The organism is Pseudoalteromonas arctica, assembly GCF_012927645.1.
GTDB lineage: Bacteria > Pseudomonadota > Gammaproteobacteria > Enterobacterales > Alteromonadaceae > Pseudoalteromonas > Pseudoalteromonas arctica_A.
The window spans coordinates 60,279-86,583 of record NZ_JABBMT010000007.1 but is presented as its reverse complement, the minus strand read 5'-3'; the positions used below and the strand labels follow the sequence as shown (position 1 = coordinate 86,583).

Here is a 26,305-nt window from a genome sequence, read left to right as displayed (position 1 = left end):
CATGAACATCGATAATCTCGTAAAAACAATTACCCCAGAATTATTCGAACGCCTCCAGTATGGTGCAGCAACAGGTAAGTGGCCTGATGGCACAGTACTTAGTGACGAGCAAAAGCAGCAGACAGTGCAATTAGTCATGCTTTACCAAGCAAAAGTAGCGCAAACAAATGAGCAATTCACCATCGGTTCTAATGGTGAAATGGTGCAAAAAACCAAAGCACAATTGCAAAAAGAATTTACCACAGACAACGAAATAGCAAGGTTTAGTGAACATGATCTTTAAACACCTTTTTACCCCGAAATGGAAGCACCCAAAGCAACAAGTACGTTTAGAGGCAATTGAAAAGCTAGATGTAGAGCGAGATGCGATGATTTTAAATGCGTTAGCTCTGGAAGATAGTTCAGCAGAGATCCGTAAAAAAGCACTCAATAAAGTAAATAATATAATGCTGTGGTGGCAGGCGTATAAACAAGATCAAAGTTTAAAAGAATTAGCAGAGCAGCATATATCAAATGCTGTACTGAATGCTGAAAGTAACTTATCTAGCCAAATTAAAAACGAATACATAGAACGTTTTGCACCAGTTAAAACCCTTGAAAAACTTGCATTTGCAGAAAAAGAACTGCAAGTAAGGGCAAAGCTATTAAAACGTTTGGCTAATCCTAAGTTAGTTGAAAAGGCGTTCAAAGAAGGTTCAAGCGAATTACAAGTACATCTTGTTGAGCAAGTGATCACCCATCAATTAGTGAAAAGCTTAGTTAAGCATGCACATGATGATGCGAAAGTAGCCCTTGAGACACATATAGAGAATGAGCGTTTAGCAATTGAAATGCCATTAAAGGTACAAAATGATACACGAGTTATTTTGGCAAAACTTAATGCATTACGTGAAAAGCAAGACTATGCGCTTGTTATTCAAAAATATGGTGAGTTAACCCAGCAGTGGCAGGCACTTGATCTAACTTGGCTAAATTCAGAACAACGCGAGACGGTTGCAAATAAATACACCGTATTAACCGAAAAATTAAATGAGTTAGTTAGTCAATTACAAGCAGTACATGAGCAACAACAACAACGGTTAGCTCAGCAGCAACGACAATTATTGGCGTTGGCAAATTTAGAAGCGTTAAGTGATGAAATTGAAAATGCGCTACAAGTTGGTTTAGAAACACCAGAGCAAATACAACAAGATTGGTTGGAAGCTAAGGTTGCACAAGCACAGGAAACACTAACACAAAGCGAACTGCAAGACGGCGGGCAAAAAAACCAAGTGACAGGCAGATTAACCAGTTTGTTTAAGCAAGTAGCTAAATTACCAGAGCTTAGTGATGCGATCAGGGTTTTTAAAACTGCATTAACACAATTGAGCAATATCAACACCGATGATATTGACCAAGCAAATTATGATGAAGCAAATCGTCAATTTAAGCAGACGTATAAAGCGGCGAATGTATCTCTAGCTCAGTTACCTAAGCATTTACAAGGGCCTTTTAAAGCACAATTAAATGAGCAACAACAATGCTGGAGTAAAGCTGTTGCACCTATTAGTGATAAATTAACGAAGAATCATCAACAAGCGACTCGCAAAGGACGTGATGTTCAGCGCCTTATTGAGCAAGGCCGTTTTAATGTTGCATTTGGGGTGTTTAAAGGCTTTATTGAGCTATATGAAACATTAACTCCAGTTAGCCAGCAAAGTCTTGAAAAGGTCAAAGCAGATCTTGAACAGCAATTAGATAATGCCCGTGATTGGCAAAAGTATGCGTCTGCCCCTAAACGTGAAGAGCTATTAACTGAAATTACCAGCTTGCTCAATCAACCTTGCACAGATGCCAAGGCGCGCGCAAACGAAGTGAAAACATTACGCCGTCGTTGGAATGAGCTTGGGCGTTTAGATACCGAGCAAGAGCAGGCGCAAGGTAAAGAATTTGATGACAAGATAGAGCTATTATTTGCACCATGTCGGGAACATTTTGCGCAACTTGAACAACAACGCGAAGCGACGAAGCTTGAACGCGAAGCGATTATCACTCAGATGAAATCATTGGCTGATACTGATACGACGAGTGATGAGTTTGATTGGAAAGAGTTTGAAAGCCAATACAATCGTATCAATAAAGTATGGCGTAATGCAGGTAATGTAGAGCCAAAAGTATACCGTGCCTTGCAAACGCAATATAAAGCGCAACAACAGCAAGTATTTAATGCCTTGAATGCGTTTCATAAAAGTAATGCGGCAGCAAAAAATGCACTCGTTGAACAAGCACAGCAATTATCAGTAAGTGAAGACTTAGCAGATGCTTGTCAGCAACTCAAAGAGCTGCAACAGCAGTGGCAGGGAATAGGCTTTGCGGGTGTAAAAGCTGAAAATGCATTATGGCAAAAATTCCGTCAATGCAACGATATGACATTTGCAAAACGCAGTGAAGAGTTTGCTCAGCATAAAGAGCAACAAGCCGCCGACAACGCAGTTATCGCAGCACAATTGAGAGAACTTGAAGACGCATTACCAGCGGTCAATCAAAAAGCACAATTAGTTGATTTACGCACTAAGCTAATTGCACTTGAAGGAAGTAAAGAACTAAATAATCGTATGCAAAAGCTATTAGCTAACATTGATGGTAAATTAGCCGTGTTGACAGAGCAAGCAGCACAGGCTGATTTTAGCGCTTTATTTAGTGCGCTTGAAAATCAGCAAGCAATCCCTGCACAATGGCAAGGAGGGGCTGATACGCATCTAACCATCATGCAACTGATGTTAAGAATGGAAATCCTAGCTAATGTTGCAAGTCCTGAGGGAGCACCGCGTATGGCTGAGCAGGTTGCTATGCTTGACGATAAGCACCGCGGTGAACAGGCTGATCTACATTATTACTTAAAACAGTTATTGGCTCTGGGTCAAGGTTCAGTTGATGCTGACACACTAGTACGTTTAAAAGCGGTATTTAGCATTTAAATAATCTAGGGCGCTGTAGATTAACTAAAGCCGTTATTGTGCGGCTTTTTTAAATTTGGCTTTTGGCGATAATATTACAGTAAAGGAAAAACAATGAAGTATATTTTATTAATTAGCTGTTTATTACTCTCGGCTTGTAACACCACGAACGGCGTATCTATTTACTCATTTACTAGCAGCGAAATTGAAACAGCACTTAACCAGCAATTACCAAAATTGAGTGAGAAAGTCAGCTTGATGGGCTTACCTGTGCAGTTTAATGTGAATGATTTAAGTGTGAATGTCGGCCCTGATAATCGTGATGTAATCGTATTAGGTGCAGATTCGAGTGCGGTTATAAATGCGTTTGCACTTAAATATCCCGTGCGTTTGAAGCTGCAAATAGAAGGTGCACCATTTTATGATAGTGAGAAAAAGGCAGTATTTTTACGCAATGTAAAATTGCTTGAATCAACTATCGACGCGGGCGGCTTTAAGGGAAACCTAGCGGTACTTGATGATGAAGCAATGAAAGTCATTAATGGATTTTTAGCAGTAAATCCAGTCTATAAGCTCAATATGAATGACCCTAAAGTTGCATTATTAAGCAAACTGCCTTTAGATATGAAAGTAGAGCAGGGCGCAATTAAATTAGTACCTAGTATTTAAACTAATTTAGTAACTTTGGTTAAGATATTTACTAATATGTTGAGCCATATTTATATTTATTTTTCTCTAGCCAGAGCTCAAATAGACAGATGTTAATTGAATATGTTAAGTATACTTTTTAGCGCAGATAAAAAATAATAGACTATGGAATTTTAATAAATGACTATACAAATTTTATTAATTAATCTCAGTTTAAATAAAACACTTAAAAATTGCTTGATCAGCTTGGCCTATTTTAAATAATAGGATTATAATTTAGCTGAATCATATTCTAATTTATAACTTTACAACTTAGTGAGTAAAAAATGAAAGAAGTGAAAGCTTTTATTAAATCAGCGAGCCTATCAGACTTAGAAAAAGCACAAACCTTACTAGGCGATGCGATTGCAAAATATACCGAGCAGCAGCATGCAAAACAAGAAGTACTTGATCTGTTAAAAGCAAAGGGCCTTACTCTTTATGACCTGCAAGATGTTGCAAACGATAAGCGTACTAAAGTAATGCCTAAATACCAGATTGAGTTTGAGGGTAAAATTGTTAAATGGACTGGCCGCGGAAAACGTCCTAAAGCATTCCAAGGTGTTGAACTTACCGAACACTTAGCTTAATACAGTAGGGGGTGTATACCCCCTCTTTATTTACAAAATAATTTATTACCCCATTATTTTTTGACCCCTTCGAAGTTGCCACTATGACGTATGTATTACGACCCTATCAACAAGAAGCGGTTGATCGCACGGTCGCCCATTTTCGTAAAACCTCCGATCCTGCTTTAATTGTGTTGCCTACGGGCGCAGGTAAAAGCTTGGTGATCGCTGAGTTAGCGCGCATTGCCAGAAAAAAAATTTTAGTACTTGCCCATGTCAAAGAGCTTGTTGAGCAAAATGCCGAAAAATATAAAAGTTTTGGCCTTCAGGCGAGTATTTTTGCTGCGGGTTTAAAACAAAAATCATTGGTACAGCAAGTAACGTTTGCCAGTATTCAATCGTTGTCCCGCAACCTTGAACAACTTAACGAACATTATTCGTTAGTGATTATAGATGAATGTCATCGTGTCAGTGGTGAGCGAGATAGCCAGTACCAAAAAGTGATCGTTGCGCTAAAAGTACATAATCCGCAGTTAAAAGTACTTGGACTTACTGCTACGCCTTATCGTATGGGAATGGGCTGGGTTTATTATCGTCATTATCATGGTTTTGTACGAGGCGATAGAGCGAGTCCATTTCGAGAATGTATTTTTGAACTACCATTGCGTTATATGATCAAGCATCATTATTTGACTGCGCCAAAGGAAGTGGATGCGGCGATCAGTCATTATGATTTTTCTTCTTTACAAAGTGATTCATTCGGACGCTATACAGCCGATGATATGAACCAGTTGCTAGAAAAGCATAGCCGAGCAACCAAAGCCATTATGCAACAAGTTATTCAGTACAGTGAGCAACGCCAAGGGATCATGATTTTTGCTGCGACCGTACTGCATGCAAAAGAAGTCTATGGTTATTTGCCAGAACAACAAACGGCTTTGATCACTGGGGATACTCCTAACGCTGAGCGTGATCGTATTATTATAGCGTTTAAGCAGCGCCAGTTAAAATATTTAGTCAATGTATCGGTGCTCACTACTGGGTTTGATGCGCCCCATGTTGATTTTATAGCTATTTTACGCCCTACTGAGTCGGTTAGTTTATACCAACAAATTGTTGGTCGAGGCCTGCGTTTAAGCGAAGGGAAAACCGAGTGTTTGGTAATTGATTATGCAGGTAATGGCTTTGACTTATTTTACCCCGAAGTGGGAAGTAAAAAAGGTGATGGTGATAACGTGCCAGTACAAGTACTTTGCCCAGGGTGTGGTTTTGCCAATATATTTTGGGGAAAAACCGATACGCAAGGTAAAGTGGTTGAGCATTTTGGCCGTCGCTGCCAAGGTTTACTTGAAGGTAATGATGGCTCAAAAGAGCAATGTGATTACCGTTTTCGCTTTAAAGAATGTGAAGCGTGTGGTGCGCAAAATGATATTGCCGCGCGTCAGTGCCAGTCTTGCCATGAGGTGATGGCTGATCCTGATGATAAATTACGTGCTGCATTAAATTTAAAAGATGCGTTGGTATTACGTTGCAGTGGTTTAAGTGTTGTGAGCCTTGCAAATAACGAACATATTATTAAAGTTATTTATTATGATGAAGATGGTGCTAGTTGCGATGAAATTTATGATTTCTCAAAGTCAGGTGCTCGTTATGTGTTTAATAAACAATTTGCTCAGCGTACAGCTAATGGTCAGACACCCACAGAATATAGATCAGCTAGACAAGTTATTGCTGGACAGATGCAGCTTGTTGCACCGGATTTTGTGATTGCTAGAAAGAGTAAAAAATATGGCTGGAAGGTTGCCGATAAATTATTTGATTATCAAGGTAACTTCAGAAAGGCAAATCAGCTAAGCTGTTAATAAGCATAGCTGATTTTAGACTTTAGGCGTCGTCGCCATCCATTAATCCCCAGCCATCACCATAACCGTTATAGCCATTGGCGATACTTTCTAAATATTGCTCTGTTTGGCCAAGTAACATGTGATCTGGCACCATCTCGACTTGAGTTACCACTTCCCAAATCCCCGTGTCTGTGCATTGCACTAATTCGGTTGCAGGGGAGAGTTCATCTTCGGCTATCGCGGTGGCAAACTTTTCGGCATCTACTTTTTGCTCAAATAAAATATAAAAATCAATTTTGTGCATTTGGGCCAAATCTATACCCGCAGCAGCGATTTCGGCTAAAAGTTGACCATTGTCATCATCAGGAAAGTGCATTTAAAAACTCAATAAAATTATTTCAAATTAGTATGCGCTATTGTAACCAAATTAATGCCGATAAGCGTACTAATTTTCACATTTGAGTTACTGCGTGAAATGACTTCTATATGGTACTATTTCAGTTCTTATCGGTAGATTGTTTTTAAGTAAGGAGATTACTTGTCTAGTTGGATATTAACTCGCTTTGCGCTTGGTTTATTTTTGTTGTTTTCGTTTCATGTCTTTGCAACTGCGCAAGTGGTAGCTAGTTATGAAATTAATGGTATTAAGGGCGATCTTGAAAAAAATGTTGCGCTGTACTTAAAACAATTAGAAGGTGACAATGCAACCAGTACTTTGTTAAGTCACGCAAAAAAACAAGTGGCGAGTAGTTTAAAAGCACTTGGTTATTATAAACCGACAATTAAGTTAAATTATCATAATAAAACACAAACCTTAGTGGCTACTATTGAGCGTGGACCCGTAACACGCATTGCAGACGTACGTATCACTGTTCAAGGTGATGGTAAAGATGACCCCCTACTCCAACATAGCATCAACACTATTAATTTGCAGCAAGGTGATATTTTAAATCACAGTGACTATGATGCGGCACGTAAAAAAATTGAAGGACAATTGCTTGAGTTAGGATATTTTGATGTTAAATGGCTAGCACACCAACTCGCAATTTCATTAAAAAATAACAGTGCTGAAGTGATCTTAACGATCGACACCGGTGTTCGTTATCAATTTGGTGAGTTAGTTTTAGGTGAAGAAACTCGAGCTGAAAAATACATTCGATCTATTGCAAAATTTAAACAAGGTGAAGCTTATAAAGCAACCTTGGTATCTGAGTATAACTTAGCGCTTTCAACTACTCCTTATTTTTCCAGCGTACGTGTTTATGCTGATATTTCTAATCGTGCAAATAAGCAAGTGCCTATTAAAGTTGACGTGCTACACAGACCAGCCAATAGTTATGAAATAGGCGGTGGCTACAGTACAGATCTGGGTCCCAAAGTGCGTTTTAAATGGTCCAAACCTTGGCTCACTGAAAATGGTCACTACCTTGAAAGTAACTTAAATGTATCACAGCGTCAGCAAGATATTTCACTTGGTTACACAGTCCCTGTTGATAATCCAAATGATGACTTATGGCGTTTTTCTGTCGGTTACAAGTTAGAAGATGAATTAACTAACGACGTATACAGTAAAATCCTTACAGGGCAACTACAACGCCAATGGTTGACTGATGATAACTGGGTTCGTACCGCTTTTTTACGCCGCGACCGAGAAACATACCGAATTGGCGATGCAGAGCAAAGCTCAAAAATGTTAATGCCCGGGCTCAGTTACGCTAAAAAAGTTACCGAGGGCGGTACTACACCATCATCAGGCTACCAATGGTTATTATCTGCTGAGTTTGGCTTAAAGGACATGTTTTCAACTACTAATATCGTCAGAATGCAGATACAAAATGCGTGGTTGCAAACATACTTTGACCGACATTTAATTTTTTTAAAAGCAAATATTGGTGCAATGTTAGTTGATGATATTGATAACGTACCATTTTCACTGCGTTTTTATGCAGGTGGTGATCAAAGCGTACGTGGTTTTGCATATCAATCAATATCACCTGAAGATGAAGCCGGTCGTTTGATTGGTGGTAAATATTTAATCACAGGTACAGTTGAATATAATTACCAGTTTGCAGAAAGTTGGCGAGCAGCCTTATTTGTAGATAGCGGTACAGCAACCAATGACTTTACTGACCGTGTAGAAGTGGGGGCTGGGTTTGGTATTCGTTATTTAACACCTGTAGGTCCTGTGAGAATTGATCACGCGTGGGGACTCACTAAAGAAAGTAACAGTACACGATTAAGTATTACCATAGGGCCTGAAATTTAATGTCAAGAATGAAAAAAATTATCACCGCACTCACAGTGTTTCTTGCCTCGGTATTCGTGCTGGTATTTTGTTTATTATTTACATCCCCTGGGAATCAGTTAATTGCCTATACCGCAAACAAACTTGTTGATGGCCTACATATAGATATTAGCAATGGTCGTTTCTTATATAACGATCCTTTTGATGTGCGGTTTAAAAAAGGTGACTTAGATTTTAATGCTAAAAACCTAAAGCTCGATCTATATTGGTGGAGATGTGAAGGTATTTGCATCGAAAATATAAGTGCGCAAAGCATGGCACTGGTATTGCCAGATACAGCGCAAGACTTAACTGATGAAGCGATTGTTCCAGAGCACCCAGTTACGAGCAGTACTGATGAAATCAGTCTACCCATAGCAATTTCGATTAAACGTATCGCAATTGCATCATTTAAACTTACTCATTCCAGCGCTGATGTCACAGTGAAAAAATTTGCGCTGTCAGCCTCGGCAAAACAATCTCTCGTGACGTTAAACTCACTCTCAATTGCTCAAGTTGATGTGTTGCTCAAAGAGACTCAATCACCTCCTAGCGAACCACTAATTGCACTTGCGGCGTTACCTGACATCCATTTTAGCTCGCCACTAGCAGCAACACTTGAGCAATTACTGATATCGAAAGTAACGATTGTACAAGGTGAGCAAAGTCATGAAATTACAGATATTAAAGGTGCTTTGTCAATTGCAAAAAGCCAACTGATATTACCTTCATTCAGTGCTGATTATTTGCAATGGCACTTGAGTAGCGAATTAAAAGCATCTTTAGTTGATGACACGCCGGTTACGGCAAAAGTAATTATTAACAATCCAGAGCATCAGCTAAGTTTAGCTGTGGATGGTGATTTACACGATTTGCAACTTGATGTAATCACCCAAGGGCAATATCCGTTAAGTGCAAAAATAAACGCAGATTTAAAATCGGTAAACTTTCCTTTTTCAGTTAATGCAAATATTACTCAGTGGCAGCTTGAAGTAGATAATAACGCTTTAGAGATCAGTGATGTGCAGTTAACCGGCGAAGGTAATGCTGATGATTATAAGTTACAGCTAATAGCACAAAGTCAGTTGGCGGCATACCCTAAGGTACAGCTAAAATCCTCTCTTAAAGGTGGCTTAACCCAGCTCCAGGTTGATGAATTGTCATTGTTAGCTAACGAGAGTAAAGCCACTATTACAGCGTCTGCGCGTTGGGATAAAGGTATTCACAGTGAATTTTCGGGGCAACTAAGTCACTTGAAAGCCCAGTACCTAACAGATGCGCTAACGAGTGATCTTTCAGGGCAATTTAATGGTGTTTTCAGTGCTGAGCAACAGCAATGGCAGTTGAAAATGAGCAATACTCAGCTAACTGGTGCGCTGAACGATTTACCATTTAGCTTTGTCTCAGACTTTGATTTAAATAACTCATTGTATGCAAGTATTGATAAGTTTGAGCTTGCCAGTGGCGAAAATAAACTTACATTATCTGGTGATATTACTAAGCAGTGGAATATTAAAGGGCTGTTACAGTTAAATAAAGCGCAACAAAATGAACTCGAATTTACCGGTGTTGGCAAAGGTAAGCTTGCGATAACTGGGCAACGGTTGGAGCCGATAGTCAATTTAGATGTTGGCATTAGTCAGTTAAGCTTTGCTGATATTGCGATTGAACATTTAGCGCTCAAAACAGACTTTAATTATGCCGCTGATTGGCAAACCAATGTGAGTTTAAAACTCACAGATGCGAGCGTATCTGGTCGTCATATCAACAGTTTTACCATTGCAGCTGCAGGTGATAAAGCCGATCATCAACTACAACTTAATTTAGATAGCGCTGATGGAGAAGCACAATTTGAAGTTGCTGGTAAATTTATTAATCAAGTATGGCAAGGCCGTGTCAGTGATGTACTGCTTACTGATAATGTTATTCGTGTTAGCACACAACCTGCGGTTGCAATTGAATTTAATATCGACAATGGTGATTTTTTGGTGCAGCAACATTGTTGGAAAAGTGACAATAGCAAGCTTTGCGTTGAGCAGCTTAGCCAAACTAACCAACAAGGTCAGTTTAAAGCGCAACTGGATAATTTTGATCTAGCCGAAATAAAACATTTATTACCTGAGAATATTATTACCGAAGGGGGCTTGAACGGCCAACTAAATGCGACTTGGCAAAACACTCAATTACAAACATTAACAGCAGCAATTAGCTCACATGATTTGGCGGCTACGCTAATAAATGAAGATCAACGCTATCGTCTACCAATAGAAACATTGTCACTTAACGCCACAGCGGATCAACAAAATGCACAATTGCAGGCTAGTTTAAGCTCTAGTGTGATTGGTAATATTAGTGCTGATCTCAATACTGAAGATTTAACTGGTCAGCAATTGCTTGGTGGTCAACTTATAATTGATAAGATTTTATTAACCGATTTACAGCCTTTTATGGGTACTCTAGATCAATTAAAAGGCAGTATTAGCGGGCAAGTTGCCTTAGCTGGCACGCTCAGTGCACCATTGTTAAATGGTGAGCTTGAGGTGGCCGATGTTAATTTACAAGGCGAGCAACTTCCCGTCGCGATTGTGGATTCACATATTAGTATCGCATTTGATAAAACCAAAGCCACCTTAGAAGGTAAGTTAAAAGACGCTGAGGGCGGTGACTTAGCACTGACAGGTGATATTGATTGGCACGGATCTCAGCCTGGCATTAATTTAGCGGTACTTGGTAAACAGTTTTACGTGCGTGCGCAGCAAGGAGTGATCTTTAAAATTTCCCCAGACTTAAAAATAAGTTTAGTTGATAATGCTTTTAAACTAGCAGGGCAAGTAGTGCTTCCGTATGGTCGAATAGAAATCGAAGAGTTACCAGAAGGCGCTGTGCGAGTCAGTGATGATGAGATTATTATTGATAAGCAGACTAAGCAAACGCAAGCTGTGCCTTTTGATTACGATATAAACTTAAAGCTAATTGTTGAAAACGATGTACGTATAAAGTCTTTTGGTCTGGAGTCAAAAATTGAAGGTGATTTAGCGATTAAAATGGATCAACAAACGCCAATGATCACCACCGGTGAATTGAACTTACGACAAGGGACTTATCGTTCATTTGGTCAAGATTTGATAATACGCACCGGACAAATTGGTTTTAGTGGGCCAATTGATAAGCCGTACTTAAATATTAAAGCGATCCGTAATCCAGCCTATACTGCTAATGATGTTATTGCCGGGATCACTTTAACTGGCAATATCGATCAGCCTGTATTCAAAGTGTTTTCGGAGCCTGCAATGGATCAAGCACAATCACTCGCCTACTTGTTAAATGGTCAACCATTAGGTGAAGGCGATAGCTCAACAGATGCGATGTTAACTCAGCTGTTACTATCGCAAGGGGTGAGTCGCAGCGAAGGAATGGTTTCTAAAGTTGGTGAAACGTTTGGTTTATCTGATGTGAGTTTGAGCTCTAAAGGTAGCGGCGAAGAGACCAAAGTTGAAATTTCAGGTTACGTTGCGCCAGGTATTCAAGTGAAATACAGTGTGGGGATTTTTGACTCTCTCAGTGAAGTGGCAGTTCGCTATCAGTTACTGTCGCAGTTATACATTGAGATCACCAGTGGCCTGTATCAAAATGTTGATATTCTTTATAAATTCGATCTAGATTAATGGAAATGATATGTTGAACAAGTCATGTTTAGCTGCTGTTGCGTTAATCTTGAGTCAAACAAGCGTGGCAAACACGCTTGAACAACCAACAGTCAGTGATGTAATGAGTAATGCAAGCGCATCAGAATGGCGAATGTTAGACGCTGATAATATCATTAAAATTATTCTACCTTAGGGTGCGGCGTATAGGCAATAAATACCTATTATTGGCGGTTTATTTTCACGTTAAATGGTATTGTATCGTGATCTGTGGATCTATATGGGTTGATATCAAGGCCACCACGGCGGGTGTAACGGGCATAAACTTCAAGCTTGCTAATCTTCAATTGCGTGATTAAGTCACAATAAATACGCTCAACACATTGCTCATGAAACTCATTATGAGTACGAAAAGAAATCAAATACCGCAATAAAGATTCTTTACATACTTGCTCACCGGTATAGCGAATAATAATACTCGCCCAGTCAGGTTGTGAGGTGATCAAGCAATTAGATTTTAATAAGTGACTGTGCAGTGTTTCAGTCACTGTATTTGTCGCGACCGCTTGCAAAGAGTTAGCATGCAAATGGTAGTTATCAATTTCAATGTCTAAGTCGTCAATGCACTCACCAGGCAACGGTGTACAGGGTAAACAGTTATAATCACTCGGGCTGTACAAAGTAACATTGACGGGCTTTGCTACTGCTGTCGATAGATCCGCAGTTAGAATAGCCTGTACGTCATCAATTGAATCAAAACGGCTTTGATTAAAGCTATTTAAATATAACTTAAAAGACTTTGATTCAATGATATGGCTACTTTGACAAGGAAATTCAAAGGTGGCCACGGCAACCACAGGTTTACCTTTTGCGTTTAACCACGACAGCTCATAGCCAGTCCAAAGATCTTGACCCTTAAAGGGTAAGGCACTTTCATCAATGTTTAAATCATCGCGGTTAAGTTTACGCGCGATCGGAAACAATAAGCTCGGTGTGTAGGTATCTACATACTCGGTTGATTGGCCAAGTACGCTGCCTTTTAGTTCAGGTGAATTGCTGTAATCTGTCATGTTACGTCTTTTATAGTTACAATAGCGCCATTATACCTAAAGCTTATGAGTTTCACAGTATGAGTATTGCTAAAGAATTAGAACAACTTCATCAACATTTTGCCCAGCGCCAGTTAGAGCAAACAGATTTATTACCATGTATTGAGCACGACAGTGATTGGTCAAGCCCTTGTGAGGTTGGCAGTGCGGATGCAAATGGTATGATCCAGTGGCAGGCGACGCGTCGCAGTCCTACAGGCTCTTTAACTGATTTAGCAGCAGCTCTTGAGGTTGAATTTCCAGAAGCACTGAATGAATACTATGGCGCATTTTTCGCAGGCGCAATTACAGCCAAAATAAACCAACATAGCGTGGAGTTACTGCAAGTTTGGAGTGAAGATGATTTTGATTTACTACAGCAAAATATAACCGGGCATGTATTGATGAAGCGTAAGCTTAAGCAAGAGCCAACGGTATTTATAGGCCTAACGGATCAAGACGACTTATTAGTATCAGTATTAATTTCTTCAGGCGAAGTATGTTTGGAGTATGTAGGAAAGAAACCGCATCATGTCTTAGCGGCTAATCTTGAGGAGTTTATTGCGGCACTTGAAATATAATAATGCTAAAAAAGGGAACCGCAGTTCCCTTTCGTTTTTATTACTGAAAATCCCACGATATATTAGACACTAAACCACATGGTTCACATCTAAAATCAAATAAGCCAAACCATGATTCAGGTAACTTCCACTCATTATTACAACCTGGGCATTTGCGTTCAAGCTCAGATGTTTTGTCTTTACCACCAACCCGATACAAATAATAATAAACTGGTTTTTTAGTTAAAAAGCTAACACGTTTGGCAATATCTTTACCGCGTCGCGAAAGATCGCTATAAATATTTGATATTTCATCTAATGCAGGAAATTCACAACGCGTTGCACCATTAATTTGAATTTGGTCGCAAGCTTGCCAGTCTTCTTGCCATTTTATTAAAGTTTTATAATCACCATTGGCAATAGCGGGTATTTTAAACAACGGAACGGGTAAAAAGTCATCACCACAATACAGCGGACTACATGTATGCACATAGGTTGTATATAAAATATAGCTGGATGGTTCATGACATTCATCAGCACCATTAGAGTGAATATCTTGGCCGATGACTTTTACTTTTGGTGCCAGCAATCCTGCGCTATGTAATTTATCAATACTGTGTTTTACAAATGGACTATTGTTGAGCGGGTGCATTGCATCATCAGTAGGGCACATAACACGCGTTACAAAGTAGCCATCTTTTAATACTGTTGGGAATTCTTCTCCCATTATTTGACCATTAAAGCGCAGTGCATTAACTAAGCGGTTTATCGCTTGTTCGGCATTTTCAAGGGTCGTATCTTGGTAACAATCAAACGTTAAATCAATAACAAACATAATGGATCTCTAATTTATTATTTTTCAAGTAGTGCAAGTAAGCGATCTAGTTTAGCTTCAATGCGATCAAGTTGACTTGAGTTATCCACAGTTTCACTTTTTTGTTGAGCTTGTTTGGCTAAATTATGGATAGAATCAGGGTTATTTTTATATTGGCTAACAGCAGCAATAATAACAGGCAATGGAATAGGTTGTGTTAGTTTACTTTTAGTTAAAGCTACAGTAGGAATTTTGCCTTCATCAAGAAGGGCTTTAATTGCATCAAAAACAACAGCATTCATTCGATTTTTAAACTCTTTAAAGTAAGGCATAACATAAGATGTGTTGCGCCGAGTATAATAACAGGTGATTGGCCGTAGCCAAGTACTTTTACTGCTGACGTAAACGTACATCCAACTCGTCAATTACTTCACTCCAGTCACTATCTTGCGCTAGCGATTCAGCAATAAAATGTTGTTGTGCTTGATCCCAAAAAGGAGCGTCTTGTAAGAGCGTTGTGGCAGGTAGTGAATGAGTAGCAATAAAAGTATCAATTTCGCCATCCGAACTTGGTAAACCGAGTTGCTGGAATAAGGTATTGATATCGTGCTTAGTGCAATCCATGTTATGTTCCTTGATGATAACGGTAAAACAATTATAGAACTTGATGATGGGTTGTGAGAGTTTAACACCCGCTGAATTTGCCTTTTAACGCAGATAGGAATATACCTATAGTTGTTGATGTACAAAAAATCAAAACAAATAAAAAGGACTAGCTATGACAGTTGAGAGTGAAAATGAGACATTTCGAGTTCAATACATCGCTGCAGAAGATATCAGTATTGCTGCGAGCTTAATATATCAAGCTTATCATGATGATCCGCTATTGCAACCAATGCTCAATTATAGTGAGGTGAATAAAGCGGTTTATGAGAAAAAATTACGTGCTCTGATCCGTGAAGAGCTGAGTACTTTCTGGCAAGAAAAACAGCCGTTGATTGGTTTATATAAGAATGATCGTTTAAAAGCGGTTGCGTGTGTTTTCGAATCATCAAGTCAGCTGCAAGCACAGCGCTATTGGCACTGGCGTTTAAAGTTAATGCTTAGCGCCGGCTACTTGCAAACAAATCAATTAATTGAAAAAGAGCAAACGATCCGTGATGCACTTTCAGCACAAGGAAACTATTATTTTTTAGCCTTTATTGCCGTTGATCCGCATTTCCATGGTGAAGGCCTTGGACGTCATCTATTACGAGGCTTGAATGATTTAGTTCAAAGTAATGATGATACTTCAGGAATGGCAGTTTTTGTTACTCAAGAGCAGCACACCGCATTTTTTGCCAGTGAAGGTTTTGTGCACTTACAACAACTGACTTTTAACAATGTACAAGGTGAACTGCTGTTTAAATCAGCTCAATAGCATTGATTTAGGATAAAACGCCATTATGGAAATATCACTGTGAGAGATATCCTACATTATCGTGCGTTTTAGCCGTTTATTCCCCTATAAATAGTGTAGTCAAAGTTTTAACTTATTGTTTTTTATCATATATGTTATTTTTGCAAAATTGTTACATGAAAATTATTATTATTTGTAACTATCGTTGAGTCTACTTTGCTTTAAACTTTACTTTGTCAAGACGACACAGACTCAATGAATGAGCTGCTGCCAAGGAAATGGATTATAGCAATTAAGCATGAAGCTTAGCAGGAAGCAAACGGACAAGTTAACACGGATGCAAGGACGAATAAGGACACTGCCAGGATGCGGCACATTAGCGGAGCTAGTGATAAGGACAACCCAAAGGATTATATTACAGGAAGTAATAGGAGCGTTTACAAACGCAGGACGGCCAGGTAGGCAAAGAGGATAACACTAGGATGTGTAGGATATTGTATGGATGCAGTGTGAGGGTGTATTTGGATATATACCCGTTCAGGGGATAGATAAAAATGGGTGCTTCGGCGTAGGTATGGATGCCTTATTATGGATGATGTGAGATTTAGGCGTAGCTATATGTTACGCCTCAGTTTTTGTTGTGAATGATTAAACTTTAAAATATTCTGCTAACTTCTACTAAATCTTATGCGGCGGTACTAAAACGCTTTTCAGCATTTCATTTTCCATAAATAACACCCCTTGATAAACGCTTTCACCATCACTGGAAAATTCAAAAATAAACTCGCTTTTGATACCCGGTTTGCCGCTTTTTAAAAGGCCAAAGCGGCGTTTAGTGCAGGCTACACTCATTAATTGCACTTGTAGCTGGTCGCTTTGACGTTTTGCATGTGCGTTGGCAGCTTCAGCAACTTTACGATTAAGCCAAAACAAATAAATTACACTACCAATGATAATGAATGTCCATAAACTTGCCATTTACGAGAATAACCTTCCAATTGCTCGCGCGAGGGTTTCGCTGCGATTTTCTTTACGAAGTAAACCTAATAAGTGTGGTCGAATACTTGGTATTGCAACTAAGTCAGCAAAAATACTTGGGAAAAGTTCTTCATTTTGCTGATGATGGGCGCAATTGTCCATAAAAATATGTAACCGCTCTGGATCGCTCAGTAAGTTAAAACAGCGTCCTGCGATGGTTTGAGTAACATCTGATTCAGTCGCGATATCTGAATGCAAAATAACATCGACTAATTGTACTGTCAGAGTGTGTGCTTGTGCCTTTGACATTGCTCTTAAAGTGCAACACAGGGCAAGGATATCTTTTTGTGCAATAGCTTGTTTAGCGTAGCTTAGCAGTTGCTCGCTTAATACGGGTGGGATTTCAACATGTTCAAGCATTGCACTGAGCGGTTGTAACACTTCAGCAGGCAGTTGCTCCCACGCTTGTTGTAATGACGCTAGATTTTTATCGCTATCTAAGCGCAACGCAAAATCAGCAATACCTTGTACTGCAACACTTTGCCAGTTATCAAATCCAAGTTTGCCGCTAAAATACAATTGCGTGTATTCATAATATTGTGAAGCGGGTTGCTTTAATAATACTTTTAATTGCGCATTGAATGCTGCAAGTTTATTGGCATTAGGCGCGAATACATAAGGGTTATTATCAAGTTTACCGTCGGCTTGTTCGCCGGTTAAATCATTGCCAAGTGCTGCTATCACCATATTGGCAAAGTGATCACGGCTTGCACAAACCAGCTTACTTTGCTCATCAACTGGAAACTTTAAAAACCACACGTAGGGCTCGCTACTCACTTTGCTATCCCAAAACTGAATAGCTAACCATGCATGACCCGCAAGTGGGAAAGGATAGGGGATCTGTGCTTGCTCAATGGCTAAAAATTGCTTTTTATTTAACTTGGTAATATGTCTGCCAATATCAAAAACGCGCCAATTTGTGCCTGCGCCATCAAGTAATTGGCCTAAAGTTGCGATTTGCTCGGTCATAATGATCCACTGATTTTTTACTGCAAAATTCGTTAAATTATACGCCATAGCAGGCCATGTGGGAACAGGGTATAATCAAGCAATGATAATCAACAAGGGTGGTTATGTACCAACAGACCCAAACCTACTTAACGCATCAACCCGGTGGTGGCGATGTGATCTCATTACTGACAGAGCTTGATATTGTATTAGGAAGTTGTGATGAGTGAACGCCCTGAGCCAGTTGAATTTGGCGAACTCGAAATTTTGTACCGTGATGAAAACTATATCGCAATTAATAAGCCTTCAGGACTGTTAGTACACCGATCATTTTTAGATAAACACGAAACGCAATTTGCGATGCAAATGCTCCGAGATCAAATTGGCCAGCATGTTTTTCCAGTGCACCGCTTAGACAGACCAACTTCTGGGGTATTACTTTTTGCACTAAGCTCTGAAGCTGCGCGTGATATCAATCAGTTGTTTATTGATAATCAAATAACTAAGCGTTATTTGGCTTTAGTACGCGGATTTGCCCCTGACTCGGTGTTTTTAGATAAGCCACTGAAAGAACAGCTAGATAAAATTGCTGACAAGTTTGCTGATCAAAATAAAGCCCCGCAACAAGCACAAACTCAGTTTAACTGCTTGCAGCAAGCAATGTTAGCGATACCAATTGATAAATACCCAACAGTGCGCTATTCGCTGGTGGAGTGCTTTCCTAAAACAGGGCGTAAGCATCAAATCCGTCGTCACTTAAAACATTTATCACTGCCTATTATTGGTGATGTTAATCATGGTGATAATCAGCATAACCAATTTTTTAGAGAGCATTTTGCATTACGTCGGTTAATGTTATTTGCAACTGAACTAAATTTTGTGCACCCTTATACCCAACAACAGGTCAATATTAAAGCGCCGCTAGGTGAAGCAATGCTCACTATTTGTCAACAGCTTGGCTGGCCACATCAAGAGAAGGATTATTAATGGCAACTATTAGCATATTTGTAGGCAGTGTTTATGGTGGTGCCGAGCGTTTAAGTGACGATGTTATTGACGCAATAAAACAAGCAGGGCACAACGTAAATTTAGTTGATCAACCAACCATTGCAGATATTCAGCAAGCCACACATATTTTAGTGATCACCTCGACCACCGGGCAAGGTGATATTCCTGACAACCTTGCTGGTTTTTTTAATGAGTTGAATAGCACTTCTCCTATGTTAACCGCTAAGCCATACGGTATTATCGCCATGGGCGACCTAAGTTATGGTGATACGTTTTGTGGCGCAGGGCGAAGTTTTGATGAGTTATTTCGTGACTTACAAGCACAACCTATCGGTCATCGTTTAGAAATCGATGCCTGTGAAGATTTTGAACCTTGGCCAGTAACTCAGCCATGGCTCCAAGAGTGGTTAGCTAAGCTACCTCAGTAGATAATAAAAAAGAGCGAAAACGCTCTTTTTTATTGTTTTTTCAGGTACTTTTTACGTCAACTTTAAGCTTTAACTTTTGCCCTGGTTGTAAATACTTTTGTCCTGATAAGTCGTTCCATTTGATAATATCGTTGACTGTTAAATTAAACTTAGCTGCAATGCGAGCCAGAGAGTCACCACGGCGAACTTTATAGGTGATTGTTCGATTGGTACTGGCTAACGCCTGAGGTTTTTTAGCGCTCTGATAAACCGTTAACTTTTGTCCTAAACGTAATACACTATTCTTTTTAAGTTTATTCCAGCTAGCGAGTTCATTAATAGTTACATCGTACTCTCGGCTTATATCCCATAAAGTATCGCCATTTTTAACCGTATGGGAGAGCTTCTTTTGACTATTATTATTCACCGCCATACGCATTTGTTTTGGCAGGTGTTCGCTATTAATTGCGCCATCACTTAACGGCACTAATAATTGCTGACCAATACGAATGGTATTTGACTTGAGTTTATTGAGTGATTTGATTGCGCTAGTACTGGTGGCAAACTTTTTCGCAATCACCGATAAACTGTCACCGCTTGCGACAATATATTGTTGCCAACGCAGACGATCTTTCATCGCTGTTTTAGCTAATAACAGTTGAAACTGCTCAACTTTATCTGTTGGTAATAATAAAAAGTGAGGACCGTTAGGATCCGTTGCCCAGCGATTAAATCCTGGATTTAAACGATATAACTCAGTCAGGCTAATGTCTGCCATCTCCGCGGCCAGTGCTAAATCAATTTGTGAACCTACATCAACGGCTTCAACAACTTGTGCATTGATAATCGGGTTCCACTTTACCCCAAAGTCATCTTGGCGTTTTAGTAAGTCTGCTAATGCTAATAGCTTTGGTACATAGGTGGTGGTTTCACTGGGTAAATCAAGAGACCAAAAATCAGTAGGTAAGTGTTTTTTACGGTTCTTTTTTATGGCGCGTAATAAACGCCCTTCACCTGAGTTATAGGCCGCGATGGCGTTGAGCCAATCACCCTCTAAGATTTTATGTAAATAAGACAGGTAATCAAGTGCCGCACGGGTTGATTGTACAATGTCACGACGGCCGTCGTACCACCAGTTTTGCTTTAAATCAAAACGCTCACCAGTTTGTGGCATAAATTGCCAAATACCCGATGCACTGCGGTATGAGTAGCCAAACGGATCAAAGGCACTTTCCACAATAGGCAGCAGTGCAATTTCAACTGGCATTTCCCGCTTTTCAACTTCTTCTACGATAAAGTGTAAATAGGGCTCGGCACGTTTTGAGATGCGATCTAAATAAGCTTGATGCTTAGCATAATAATTACGCTCAGTCACAACAGGGCGATTTTGGGGGACTTCAATTGATAATTGGTAACGAATTCGCTCCCACACATCATCAAAAACGGGTGGTGCATCATCCAAGTCGTTAACTTGTTGGTATTGTGCATTGATCATCAATGCTTCACTGATATCGTGTGGGCTGGCGCCATTAAGTTGTGGCTGCTCTGCTTGATTGACGATAGCGTCATCAGATTGTGTTGATGTCAAGGTTTGACAACCACTTAGCACTAAAGCCAAGGCTAAAACGAGGGGGGATTTATTCATAAATACCAATACATCAGGTAAAAAACTCGGCGAATACTACCCGTTATGAGTTGGTATTACCACTTTATGACCGTTTAAAATATGCAACAATGCCGATGTTTACCAGCTAACTAAATAATCTGCTTAGATTTATTAACTACAGGGCAGGTTTATTATATTAAAAATGATCTTTCCAGGTTCTCAGACCTGCGAAGTTTTGCCAAGGTTCAGTTTTTTGTGCTGAGTTTTTTCTGAATCCTTTAAATTGTGTAGGCAATAGCGTGGTAATGCTTGGCAGCTCGCTACGCATAAACGGGTTTATTTTTAATTCTTGCCCTAAAGTACTCGGCAAAGTGATTAAGTCGTTGTTCTGTTGTTCGTCAACCCAATGTGAGTAATTAAGCAAGTCTTGATTGTCCGGTTCAACGGCTAATGCAAATGCTAAGTTAGCTTGGGTGTATTCGTGAGTGCAATAAATTTTGCAATCATGCGGCAGTGTTTTTAGTTTGTTGAATGAGTCGTACATTTGCTCTGCTGTACCTTCAAATAAGCGTCCGCAGCCACCACTAAATAATGTATCGCCAGTAAAAGCGAGGGCTGGGTTGGTATAGCAAATATGATCTAAGGTATGCCCGGGTGTGGTTATGATAGTAAATTCCGTCCCAAGTACGGTTATTTTATCAGCGTCCATTAGTGGCTTTGTGATCCCTTTAAATGGACTATTGTGTGGGCCATATACATCAATACCTGCAAATTTATCACGTAAAGCGGCTACGCCATCAGTATGGTCATAATGATGATGGGTAACCAAAATACCCGCTAAGGTCAAACCTGCTTGGCTTAAATAAGTTAAGACTGGTTCAGCTTGACCAGGGTCAACTACCCATGCCTGCGCACTGGTAGGCTCGCTAAGGCACCAAATGTAATTATCATAAAAGGCTTTAATTGCTTTGACTTGCACCATATGACATTGCTCTATAAAGTAACGATATCAAACAGTATAACGAGCTCAGCGTATGAAACCAGCCCTTAGTTTTCAAGAAGGACCCAAACCACTGTCGTGGCAAGAGTTTCCTCATGGTGACTATTTACGTAGTGATATAGAACGTAAAATGGCCAAGTGGTTACCGCGAATGTTTGGCTATCACATGTTAAAACTGGGAAATTTGAGTGGTGAACTTAACACCAGTAAAAGCACTATAAAACATCAGGTGTGTGTGGCTGAATCTGGGCCATTTACTGGCGTAGTGGCAGATATCGATGAATTACCATTTTACGAACACAGTGTTGATGCATGTATATTAAGCCATTGCTTAGAGTATCACACTGATCCGCATCATATATTACGTGAAGCTCACCGTACCTTAATACCTGGTGGGTATATGGTGATCACCGGGTTTAACCCATTTAGTTTATGTGGACTGGCGCAGTTGTTGCCCTTTAGTGGCCAAAAGTTACCTTGGACAGGGCGCTTTTTTACCCCTGCACGTGTCAAAGATTGGCTTAATTTACTTGGTTTTGAAATTGTGAGTGATGAACGTTTTATTTATTCATCGCTGGCACGTGGCAATCGTTTGTCACGGTTTGCGCCATGGCGACGTTTTACCAAGCAATATTTAAAACCGATGGGCAGTGTTTATATGCTGGTGGCGCGTAAGCGAGTAGCCCCTTTAACACCCATTAAACCCAAATGGCATGCGCGACCTCAATTTGCTCCGGTGAAAGGCGCCGGTTTGCGACAAACCTCAAAGCAGCACCGTGAGCGGGATTGATACAAAAGCTTGAGTATTTTGTTGTGGTAATTGCCCCGCGCGAATATTCATTTGTATTGCGGGGTGCAGTAATTTTGGGACGCTGAGTGTTGCATCGCGAGAATTACGAGCAGTGATATAGTCTTGCTCATTAGTTTGTAAGTGAATATTAGTGGTACGTTGTTCAATTACGGAGCTTTTATTCGCAAGTGGCCGCCCATTTGGTTGATAGTCATGACACATCCATAAAATAGTATTATCAGGCAGGGCTAAAATCCGTTGCAGTGAAGCATATAAGGCTTTGGCACTGCCGCCTGGAAAGTCGCAACGTGCTGTGCCACTATCGGGCATAAAAAAAGTATCGCCAACAAATAAGTTACCCGCAATCAAATAACATACGCTATCAGGAGTATGCCCTGGAGTTTCCAATATAGTTACTTCTTGTTCGCCAAGTTTAAAACTATCATTGTCATTAAATAATTGCTCAAATTGACTACCGTCGCATGGCATTTCAATATCATATAGACGGCTAAAGTGTTGTTGTACTTGGGTTATCTTGGAACCAGTTGCTATTTTACATGGGTGCTGTGATGCTAAACGTTGCTTTATATAACTGGCGGCCGTTATATGATCAGCATGGGCATGGCTTTCTAAAATCCACTCAAGTGCAAGCTGGTTTTCATTAATATAGATAATAATGTCGTTTGCAGTAGAAAAACTTAACGTACCACTGGGAGCATCAAAGTCTGCTGGGGGATCAATTAACATGGTTGATTTAGTTATTTGGCAACTAACTAAATAACTAAATGTAGCGCTTTGTTGATGGAAAAAAGACTCAACCAAGATAGACATGAAACAACTCCATTATATGATATAGCTAAATCTTATATCATATACCCAAGCCACTTCAAGATGCGAATTCTGCATCTTGAGGTGGTTTGGGTATATATCAAGTTGTTAAATGGTTTGCGATGAATTATCTACTCATATTATTCAGGGTTATAACCTTCATCGACTAATAAATCTTTACTGCCAGCAGCATCGCGTGCTAAATCATCAACAATTTCGTTGTATTTATTGCCGCTATGGCCTTTCACCCACTTCCAAGTCACATTATGACGGGCGCAAGCTGCATCAAGACGCTGCCATAAATCGACATTTTTAACTGGTTTTTTAGCAGCCGTTTTCCAGCCTCGCTTCTTCCAGTTAGCAAGCCACGATTCAATACCTTGTTTTACGTATTGGCTGTCGGTAGTCAGGGTAACAGCGCATGAACGATTAAGTGATTCTAGCGCAACAATAGCAGCTAACATTTCCATACGGTTATTGGTGGTGAGTGTGTAACCTTGGCTTAGTTTTTTTTCATGGGCTTCATAAATCATAAAAATACCATAACCGCCGGGGCCCGGATTACCTAAACATGAACCATCGGTGTAAATCTCTACGGTTTTTTGCACTGTTTTCCCTTGATCTTATGTACAATAAAGTGATTATAGAAAGATACCAGAGTCAGGCTAAATTCGATATGGCACGTAGACAAATAGTTTTAGATACAGAAACCACCGGCATCGACCCTAGACAAGGGCATCGTATTATTGAAATTGGCTGTGTGGAATTAGTGAATCGTCGTTTAACCGGCAATAACTTTCACGTTTATATTAACCCGCAGCGTAAAAGTGACGAAGAAGCCATTGATGTTCATGGTATCACCAATGAATTTTTACGTGATAAACCGTTATTCCACCAAATCGCTCAAGAGTTTCTCGACTATATTAGAGGGGCGGAGCTGGTAATTCATAATGCGCCGTTCGATGTCGGCCATATGGATAATGAATTTGAGTTGCTTAATCAAGGTTACCAAAAAACCCATGATTACTGCCAAGTTCTCGACACCCTCAAAATGGCGCGTGACTTGCATCCAGGACAGAAGAATAACTTAGATGCGTTATGCCGACGTTATGATGTAGATAACGCTAAGCGTACCTTACACGGCGCGCTACTGGATTCTGAGATCTTAGCTGACGTTTATTTAGCGATGACGGGGGGACAGGTTAAGCTCAATCTGAATCAAAATAAAAATCAAGGTAGTGAACAGCAGCAAAAAGAATTGCGTCGGTTAGATCCCAACCGAGCGCCATTGGTTGTATTACATGCCAGTAGTGATGAGCAACTGGCTCATGAAGAACGATTAAATCTAGTCGGTAGCCAATGTTTATGGCGTGCCGAATAAGGCAAAGCATGAGAAACATACTGTTAGCTGTATGCTTAGTAATGATGTTACCGAGTACCAGCAATGCAACAAGTGAAGAAAAAATAACCTTACTGCAACGTGTTGGGCAGCAAAATGAAATTCCATTATTGGAAAATCGTTTTCGTATCGATTATAAAATTGATGAAATTACCTTATTATTTTTTCGCAAGCCCGGTGCACCAGCAGTGGTATTGGTAAAACCCGATGGCAGTAAATATTATGCAATTTCGGCGAGAAAAGATGACAACCTACAATGGTTTGATGAACTCAGCTATGACTTGATCACCATAAAAAATCCTATGCCAGGCCCTTGGCAAGTGGTTGGCAGTATTTTACCGAAAAGCAAAATTGTAGTGCTTGGCGAAATAGAGCTACAAGTTGAGCCATTGCCTGCATTACTGTTTCGTGGAGAAACCGTCAAAATTACTGGGCAAATACTAAATGATGGTGAACCGATCCAAGCGAGCTTGTTTCGGGATGTGGTCAGTTTAAATGTTGATTTTATTAGCACTAACAACAGTGACTTTGCGAACTTTGGCGCAGGCACTCAGAATGTTGCTGAATTTAAAGACGATGGCCGTGGTTTCGATGAGCGTCCTAAAGATGGTATTTTTACCGGTGAATTTAAATTAGTTTTCCCAGCCGGACAATGGCGACCAGAGCTATATATTGAAACCCCGTTATTAAAGCGCACGGTCGTACAAGGTCTTATCGAAGTTAAAGAACCTCCCTTTAGTTATGAAATCGCTTTAGCTGAAGATGACCTGCAAGAACATCATTTAACCATCACCCTCGATAACCAAATAGTGCAACCAGAGACGGTATTGATCCAAGGTAAAATTTATTACCCCAATAATGAAGAGCAAATGTTTACACTTGACGCTAAAAACAGTTTGACCCGCCAGCTGACGATTAAAAATTATGATTGGGGACGATACAGTGTCGAGCTGTCGGTTTTTGGCACTAATGTGAATGGTCGTGAATTTATGGCAACTTTACCGACCTATAAATTTGAAATAGAGCGGCCAATTGAAGTGGTGCCTGAATTACCAGCACCAATTATTAGTGAAGCAGAGCAACAAGAGATTGAAAGAGTTGCTAAGGAAGCCGAGTTAATGGCAACAATTACATTTATTAGTTTAATTGTTGGCGGAAATTTACTGGTTTTGCTGTTGGGTTGGTTAGCAATTCGTGTATTTGTGCAGAAAAAATCGATTATGCCAAAAATTAAGCTGCCATTTTTGCAGAAAAAAACAGTAGCTGAAAATGAGCTGCAAAGTGAAGAAAAAAAAGAACTCGATAAAAATGGTTCAAAAAATGATAAATCAGGTGAAATTTTAAACCTTTCGATGTCAGATGACTAAAAAACCTGTAAAAAAACAAAAAAGCCCTTGACGAAATAGGGGTTGGTTCGTATTATTCACGCCGCTGTCAGGGGTGACTCAGACAGCAA

26 protein-coding genes are annotated in these 26,305 nt (G+C 39.9%); 15 read left to right on the top strand and 11 right to left on the bottom strand.

Annotated elements, in window-relative coordinates:
* Position 1 precedes the first annotated feature (1 nt).
* The 5 genes from HHO47_RS06660 (at position 2) to HHO47_RS06640 (ending at position 6,054) form a co-directional block, all read left to right on the top strand.
* On the top strand, positions 2-283 hold the full coding sequence (locus tag HHO47_RS06660; RefSeq protein WP_169019587.1) for a YeaC family protein: 282 nt from the start codon (positions 2-4) through the stop codon (positions 281-283).
* Positions 273-2,957 carry a DUF349 domain-containing protein gene (locus HHO47_RS06655; RefSeq protein WP_169019586.1) on the top strand — a complete coding sequence of 895 codons (2,685 nt, stop codon included), beginning with the start codon at positions 273-275 and terminating at the stop codon, positions 2,955-2,957. The genes HHO47_RS06660 and HHO47_RS06655 overlap by 11 nt, the downstream gene beginning before the upstream one ends.
* Before the next feature lie 93 nt (positions 2,958-3,050).
* Complete coding sequence (locus tag HHO47_RS06650; RefSeq protein WP_169019585.1) at positions 3,051-3,605, top strand: DUF1439 domain-containing protein; 555 nt, start codon at positions 3,051-3,053, stop codon at positions 3,603-3,605.
* 305 nt (positions 3,606-3,910) lie between these two features.
* Positions 3,911-4,213 (top strand): H-NS family nucleoid-associated regulatory protein, encoded by a 303-nt coding sequence (locus tag HHO47_RS06645; RefSeq protein WP_169019584.1) that lies wholly within the window; start codon positions 3,911-3,913, stop codon positions 4,211-4,213.
* 83 nt (positions 4,214-4,296) lie between these two features.
* Positions 4,297-6,054, top strand: coding sequence for a DEAD/DEAH box helicase (locus HHO47_RS06640; protein WP_169019583.1), 1,758 nt, complete (start codon positions 4,297-4,299; stop codon positions 6,052-6,054).
* A gap of 22 nt (positions 6,055-6,076) precedes the next feature.
* Here the strand turns inward: HHO47_RS06640 and HHO47_RS06635 are convergent, their stop codons facing one another.
* Positions 6,077-6,412 carry a ribonuclease E inhibitor RraB gene (locus HHO47_RS06635; protein ID WP_169019582.1) on the bottom strand — a complete coding sequence of 112 codons (336 nt, stop codon included), beginning with the start codon at positions 6,410-6,412 and terminating at the stop codon, positions 6,077-6,079.
* A gap of 204 nt (positions 6,413-6,616) precedes the next feature.
* On the opposite strand from HHO47_RS06635, the gene HHO47_RS06630 reads away from it, so the two are divergent.
* From HHO47_RS06630 to HHO47_RS06620, 3 genes are read left to right on the top strand one after another with little or no spacing between them, the layout of a single operon-like run.
* Positions 6,617-8,302: an autotransporter assembly complex protein TamA gene (locus HHO47_RS06630; RefSeq protein ID WP_248290941.1), complete on the top strand. Its 1,686-nt coding sequence runs from the start codon at positions 6,617-6,619 to the stop codon at positions 8,300-8,302.
* Positions 8,302-11,985, top strand: coding sequence for an autotransporter assembly complex protein TamB (gene tamB / locus HHO47_RS06625; RefSeq protein ID WP_169019581.1), 3,684 nt, complete (start codon positions 8,302-8,304; stop codon positions 11,983-11,985). The genes HHO47_RS06630 and tamB overlap by 1 nt, the downstream gene beginning before the upstream one ends.
* A gap of 10 nt (positions 11,986-11,995) precedes the next feature.
* A complete protein-coding gene (locus HHO47_RS06620) occupies positions 11,996-12,160 on the top strand; it encodes a hypothetical protein (RefSeq protein WP_169019580.1) in 165 nt (54 codons plus the stop codon).
* 28 nt (positions 12,161-12,188) lie between these two features.
* Here the strand turns inward: HHO47_RS06620 and queF are convergent, their stop codons facing one another.
* Complete coding sequence (queF, locus tag HHO47_RS06615) at positions 12,189-13,034, bottom strand: NADPH-dependent 7-cyano-7-deazaguanine reductase QueF (RefSeq protein ID WP_169019579.1); 846 nt, start codon at positions 13,032-13,034, stop codon at positions 12,189-12,191.
* A 59-nt stretch (positions 13,035-13,093) separates the two neighbouring features.
* Between queF and syd the strand changes: the two genes are divergently transcribed.
* Complete coding sequence (syd, locus tag HHO47_RS06610) at positions 13,094-13,633, top strand: SecY-interacting protein (RefSeq protein ID WP_169019578.1); 540 nt, start codon at positions 13,094-13,096, stop codon at positions 13,631-13,633.
* A 40-nt stretch (positions 13,634-13,673) separates the two neighbouring features.
* On the opposite strand, the gene HHO47_RS06605 is transcribed toward syd, so the two are convergent.
* From HHO47_RS06605 to HHO47_RS06595, 3 genes are all read right to left on the bottom strand, one after another.
* A complete protein-coding gene (locus tag HHO47_RS06605; protein WP_169019577.1) occupies positions 13,674-14,447 on the bottom strand; it encodes a Zn-ribbon-containing protein in 774 nt (257 codons plus the stop codon).
* A gap of 17 nt (positions 14,448-14,464) precedes the next feature.
* The gene (locus HHO47_RS06600) at positions 14,465-14,728 is read right to left on the bottom strand and encodes a hypothetical protein (RefSeq protein WP_169019576.1); all 264 of its coding nucleotides are present in this window, start codon (positions 14,726-14,728) and stop codon (positions 14,465-14,467) included.
* Between the two features lie 88 nt (positions 14,729-14,816).
* Entirely contained in the window at positions 14,817-15,050 is a 234-nt protein-coding gene (locus HHO47_RS06595) for a DUF2789 domain-containing protein (protein ID WP_169019575.1), read from the bottom strand.
* 154 nt (positions 15,051-15,204) lie between these two features.
* Between HHO47_RS06595 and HHO47_RS06590 the strand changes: the two genes are divergently transcribed.
* On the top strand, positions 15,205-15,846 hold the full coding sequence (locus HHO47_RS06590) for a GNAT family N-acetyltransferase (RefSeq protein ID WP_169019574.1): 642 nt from the start codon (positions 15,205-15,207) through the stop codon (positions 15,844-15,846).
* 657 nt (positions 15,847-16,503) lie between these two features.
* On the opposite strand, the gene HHO47_RS06585 is transcribed toward HHO47_RS06590, so the two are convergent.
* Positions 16,504-16,803, bottom strand: coding sequence for a DUF3301 domain-containing protein (locus tag HHO47_RS06585; RefSeq protein WP_169019573.1), 300 nt, complete (start codon positions 16,801-16,803; stop codon positions 16,504-16,506).
* Complete coding sequence (locus HHO47_RS06580) at positions 16,804-17,832, bottom strand: DUF3549 family protein (protein ID WP_169019572.1); 1,029 nt, start codon at positions 17,830-17,832, stop codon at positions 16,804-16,806.
* Between the two features lie 201 nt (positions 17,833-18,033).
* Here HHO47_RS06580 and truC point away from each other — a divergent pair, with 201 nt between their 5' ends.
* Complete coding sequence (gene truC, locus HHO47_RS06575) at positions 18,034-18,798, top strand: tRNA pseudouridine(65) synthase TruC (RefSeq protein WP_169019571.1); 765 nt, start codon at positions 18,034-18,036, stop codon at positions 18,796-18,798.
* Positions 18,798-19,247, top strand: coding sequence for a flavodoxin (locus HHO47_RS06570; protein WP_169019570.1), 450 nt, complete (start codon positions 18,798-18,800; stop codon positions 19,245-19,247). Before truC ends, HHO47_RS06570 begins: the two co-directional genes overlap by 1 nt.
* A gap of 40 nt (positions 19,248-19,287) precedes the next feature.
* On the opposite strand, the gene HHO47_RS06565 is transcribed toward HHO47_RS06570, so the two are convergent.
* Entirely contained in the window at positions 19,288-20,871 is a 1,584-nt protein-coding gene (locus HHO47_RS06565) for a lytic transglycosylase (RefSeq protein WP_169019569.1), read from the bottom strand.
* A 157-nt stretch (positions 20,872-21,028) separates the two neighbouring features.
* The gene (gloB, locus tag HHO47_RS06560) at positions 21,029-21,814 is read right to left on the bottom strand and encodes a hydroxyacylglutathione hydrolase (protein WP_169019568.1); all 786 of its coding nucleotides are present in this window, start codon (positions 21,812-21,814) and stop codon (positions 21,029-21,031) included.
* A gap of 52 nt (positions 21,815-21,866) precedes the next feature.
* Here gloB and HHO47_RS06555 point away from each other — a divergent pair, with 52 nt between their 5' ends.
* The gene (locus HHO47_RS06555; protein ID WP_169019567.1) at positions 21,867-22,622 is read left to right on the top strand and encodes a class I SAM-dependent methyltransferase; all 756 of its coding nucleotides are present in this window, start codon (positions 21,867-21,869) and stop codon (positions 22,620-22,622) included.
* On the opposite strand, the gene HHO47_RS06550 is transcribed toward HHO47_RS06555, so the two are convergent.
* Together HHO47_RS06550 and rnhA are read right to left on the bottom strand one after the other, a co-directional pair.
* Positions 22,596-23,453 carry an MBL fold metallo-hydrolase gene (locus tag HHO47_RS06550; RefSeq protein WP_169019566.1) on the bottom strand — a complete coding sequence of 286 codons (858 nt, stop codon included), beginning with the start codon at positions 23,451-23,453 and terminating at the stop codon, positions 22,596-22,598. The genes HHO47_RS06555 and HHO47_RS06550 overlap by 27 nt on opposite strands.
* Positions 23,454-23,590: 137 nt before the next feature.
* Complete coding sequence (gene rnhA, locus HHO47_RS06545) at positions 23,591-24,058, bottom strand: ribonuclease HI (RefSeq protein WP_169019565.1); 468 nt, start codon at positions 24,056-24,058, stop codon at positions 23,591-23,593.
* Positions 24,059-24,126: 68 nt separating this feature from the next.
* On the opposite strand from rnhA, the gene dnaQ reads away from it, so the two are divergent.
* Positions 24,127-24,831 carry a DNA polymerase III subunit epsilon gene (gene dnaQ, locus HHO47_RS06540; protein WP_169019564.1) on the top strand — a complete coding sequence of 235 codons (705 nt, stop codon included), beginning with the start codon at positions 24,127-24,129 and terminating at the stop codon, positions 24,829-24,831.
* A gap of 8 nt (positions 24,832-24,839) precedes the next feature.
* Positions 24,840-26,216, top strand: a complete 1,377-nt coding sequence (locus HHO47_RS06535) for a TIGR03503 family protein (RefSeq protein ID WP_169019563.1) — start codon at positions 24,840-24,842, stop codon at positions 26,214-26,216.
* Positions 26,217-26,305 lie beyond the last annotated feature (89 nt).